This is a genomic window from Streptomyces sp. FH025 (assembly GCF_017427025.1).
GTDB lineage: Bacteria > Actinomycetota > Actinomycetes > Streptomycetales > Streptomycetaceae > Kitasatospora.
In genome coordinates this window covers 1-4,051 of the sequence record NZ_JAFLNG010000691.1, presented here as the reverse complement: position 1 = coordinate 4,051, position 4,051 = coordinate 1, and the positions used below count along the sequence as shown (strand labels likewise).

The 4,051-nt window shown below is 74.2% G+C and carries 3 protein-coding genes and 1 riboswitch; all 3 genes read left to right on the top strand.

Going from position 1 to position 4,051, the window contains the following annotated elements:
• Positions 1-2,053 (top strand): Fe(3+)-hydroxamate ABC transporter permease FhuB (gene fhuB, locus J0670_RS32130; RefSeq protein ID WP_207815551.1); only part of this gene is annotated, 2,053 nt, incomplete at its 5' end.
• A gap of 21 nt (positions 2,054-2,074) precedes the next feature.
• Positions 2,075-3,175, top strand: coding sequence for an enterochelin esterase (fes, locus tag J0670_RS32125; RefSeq protein ID WP_243437833.1), 1,101 nt, complete (start codon positions 2,075-2,077; stop codon positions 3,173-3,175).
• 87 nt (positions 3,176-3,262) lie between these two features.
• Positions 3,263-3,331: riboswitch (guanidine-III (ykkC-III) riboswitch) on the top strand.
• A gap of 11 nt (positions 3,332-3,342) precedes the next feature.
• Positions 3,343-4,051, top strand: a 709-nt coding sequence (locus J0670_RS32120; protein WP_207815550.1) for an MBL fold metallo-hydrolase, incomplete at its 3' end; no start/stop codon positions are given.

The window sequence follows — 4,051 nt, the reverse complement described above, 5'->3', positions numbered from 1 at the left end:
CGCCCTCGGGGTGGTCGCGGCGCTGCTCGCCCTCGCCGCGCTCTCGCTGTCGGTCGGCGCCGGCGAGGTCGGGCCGGGGCGGGTGCTGGACTACCTGCTGAACCGCGACGGTGCCCGCGCCGACGGCCGGCTCGCCCTCGTGGTCGGCGAACTCCGGCTCCCGCGCACCCTCACCGCCCTGCTCGTCGGCGCCGCCCTCGGCGTCGCGGGCGCCCAACTCCAGTCCGTCACCCGCAACCCGCTGGCCGAGACCGGCCTGCTCGGCGTCAACGCGGGCGCCTCGCTCGGCGTCGTGCTCGGCATCGCCGTGCTCGGCGTCCAGACCTCCTACGGGTACCTCGCCTTCGCCTTCGGCGGCGCCGTCCTCGCCAGCGCACTGGTGCTGCTGATCGCGGGCGGCCGGGGCGGCGGATCGCCGATGCGCCTGGTGCTCGGCGGCTCGGCCGTCGGCGCGACCTTCGGCGGACTCACCGGCGTGCTGATCGTCAACTCCCCCGAGGCGTACGACCGGTACCGGGTCTGGGTACTCGGCTCGCTGGCCGGGGCGGAGGGCTGGACGACGCTGCGCCAGCTCGCCCCGGTGCTCGGCGCCGGCTTCCTGCTCGCCGCGCTCACCACCCGGCCGCTCACCGCGCTCGCCCTCGGCGACGACCTCGCCCGGGGCCTCGGCCACCGCCCCGGCGCGACCCGCGCCGCCGTCGCCGTCGCCGTCACCCTGCTCACCGCCTCGGCCGTCGCCCTCGCCGGGCCGATCTCCTTCCTCGGCCTGCTCGCCGGCTTCCTGGCCCGCGCGGCGGCCGGGCCGCGCATCGGCCGACTGACGCTGCTCGCCGGACTGTTCGGGGCCGCCGCGCTGACCGGCGCGGACGTGCTGGCCCGGCTGGTCGCCCGCCCCTTCGAGGCGCCCGTCTCGGTGATCGTCGCGCTGATCGGCGCCCCGGCGCTGATCGCCATCGTCCGCTCCCGGCGCTCGGTCGCGCTCGCGGTCACCGAGGCCGAGCCTGCGCCGTTGCGGAAGGAGGAACCAGCGGGCACCGAACGGGACTTGGTGCTGCGGCGCGGCACGTGGTCCCTGCTGTTCCCCCGCCGGGCGCTGCTGGCCTCACTCGGCCTGGCCGCCGCGCTGCTCGCCGCCGTGGTCGTCTCCGCGCACGCCGGGCAGAGCGAACTCGGCCTCGGACGGACCTTCCAGGCCGTGTTCGGCCACGGCGAGCGGCTGGACGTGCTGCTGGTGCAGAAGTTCCGGCTCGGCCGGATCGTCGCCGGACTCGCCGCCGGAGCCGCGCTCGGCCTCGCCGGGTGTCTGACCCAGACGCTGGCCCGCAACCGGCTCGCCACCCCCGAACTCCTCGGCGTCAACGACGGCGCGACGGCCGCCGTGCTGATCTCGGCCACCACCTCGGGCACCTTCGGCGCCTGGTGGGCCGGACCGCTCGGGGCGCTGGTCGCCGTCCTGGCCGTCACCCTGGTCTCCGGCGGGCTCGGCGCGCGCGGCTACCGGGTGCTGGTGGTGGGGCTCGCGATGTCGGCGCTCGCCTCCGCCGTCATCCAGGTCGCCCTGGCCCGCCGCTCGCTCAACTCGGCTGGCTCGCTGTACATCTGGACGTCCGGCAGCCTCAACGGACGGGACTACGCCGTCGCCACACCCGTCCTGATCGGGCTCGCGGTGCTGGTGCCGCTCGCCCTGGCGGCCGCCCGACGGCTGGCGGTGCTGCGCTTCGACGACAGCGTGGCCGCCTCACTGGGCGTCGACCCGGGCCGGGTCCGGCTCGCCTGCCTGCTGCTGGCCGTCGCCCTCGCCGGACTGGCCGTCGGCGTCTGCGGACCGGTCGGCTTCGTGGCACTCGCCGCGCCCGTGATCGCCGGGCGGCTCGCGGGGCCCACCCGGGTGCCGGTGCTCGGCTCGGCGCTGACCGGCGCGCTGCTCGTCGTGCTCGCGGACACCCTCGGACGAGTGCTGATCGGCGGGGTGGAGATCCCCGTCGGCATCGTGACCACCGTCCTCGGCGGGCCCTTCCTGCTCTGGGTGCTGCTCGGACGCCGAACCGCCTGACGTTTTCTGAGGAGAAGCGAGTTGAACCACCTTCCCGTCATCGAGCCCGACCCGGACGACCCCGCGTACCGGCTGGTCACCTTCCGGCACCGGCAACCGGACTGCGACGGCGTACTCGCACTGCTGCACACCGTCACCGACAAGGACCGGCACGCCGGGGACCTCACCCCGCACCTGATGACACGTCAATCCGATACCTGGGAACTCACCTACCGGCTGCGCGCCGACCACCGGGCCTCCTACCAGCTGTACCCGTTCCGAGGCGAACCCCCGGGCACCACCCGGGTCGACTGGCTGCACGTCCTCGACCACGCCCGCCCCGACCCGTACGACACCGAACCCCGGCTGCCCGCGCGCGACGGACGCCACCCCGCCTCGGTGCTCAGCCTGCCGGACGCGCCCCCGCAGCCGTACGTGCAACGGCGAGCGGGTGTGCCGCGCGGGCGGACGGTCTCGCACACGGTCGCCGGGCGGCGGGTGGACGTGCACCTTCCGGCCGCTTTCCCCGGTGAGGGTCCGTACCCCGTGGCGGTGCTGCTGGACGGCGAGCAGTGGGGCGAGGTGCTGTCCGTCGGCGACACCCTCGACAACCTGACGGCGGACGGCGCGATCCCGCCGACCGTCGCCCTGCTGGTGCACACCATGGGCCCGGGGCGGGCGGAGGACCTGAGCTGCAACCCGGCCTTCGTCGACCTGCTCGCCGATCGCCTCCTCCCCTGGGCCGCACGGGAGTTCGGCGCGAGCACTGACCCAGCCGACACCGTGATCGCCGGCCAGAGCGCGGGCGGGCTGACCGCCGCCTTCGCCGCGTTCCGACGGCCGGAGCGGTTCGGCAACGCGCTCTCCCAGTCCGGCTCCTTCTGGTGGCCGGACGGCACGGAGTTCGACGCCGGAAGCGAGTGGCTGACCCGGCAGTTCGCGGCCGAAGCGCGTCGGCAGGCCCGCTTCTACGTCGAAGTCGGCCTCCAGGAATGGACGCTGCTCACCCAGAACCGCCACCTGCGCGATGTCCTCACCGCACGCGGCTACGACCTCGAATACCGCGAGTTCAACGGCGGCCACGACTACGCCTGTTGGCGCGGCGGCCTCGCCGACGGCCTCAAGCACCTACTGGGAGCCTGACATCTCCCTCGGCGGCTGGCAGTGCACCGGCAACGACGACCAGCACTGGCGCATACGAGCCACCGCACCACTCGTGCTAGCGTCCCCGGGGCGGCGCAACGGCGCCGGCCCCGGACTAGAGGTGCCGCCGTACCCGGCCCGCCAAGACGACACACCCTGGAGGCGTCATGGCCAGTGCCGGTGCACCGATCGCCCGCCCGTTGGACGTGCGGTGGATTCACGGCTCCCCGTCCGCGAAGCACAACACGGACCCGGACATCCAGGTCCACGAGTACGACGAGCACACCGTCATCCTGCGGCAGAACAAAGCCATCCACTACGAGGCTCCGTTCCTGTTCCTGCTCTTCGGGGCGGAGCGGGCGGTGCTGATCGACACCGGGGCGACGACCGAGGCCGAGTACTTCCCGCTGCGCGCGACGGTCGACGGGCTGGTGGCGAAGTGGCTCGCCCGCAATCCCCGGCCCGGTGGCGACTACCCGTTGCTCGTCTTGCACACCCACGCGCACCGCGACCACGTCGCGGGTGACGGCCAGTTCGCCGACCGGCCCTCGACCACCGTGGTCGGCGCCGATCTACCCACGGCCTGGGCGTACTTCGGCTTCGACCGGGACGCCGAGGCGACGGCCCGCGTCGACCTCGGCGGCGGGCGGGTACTGAAGTGCCTGGCCACGCCGGGACACCACGAGGCGGCCGTCACGTACTACGACCCGTGGACGGGCTTCCTGCTCACCGGCGACACCGTCTACCCGGGACGCCTGTACATCAACGACTGGCCGGCCTTCGGGCGGACCGTCGAACGGCTGGTCGCGTTCACCGAAAGCCACCCGGTGACGTACGTGCTCGGCTGCCACATCGAGATGACCCGCGACCCCGGCG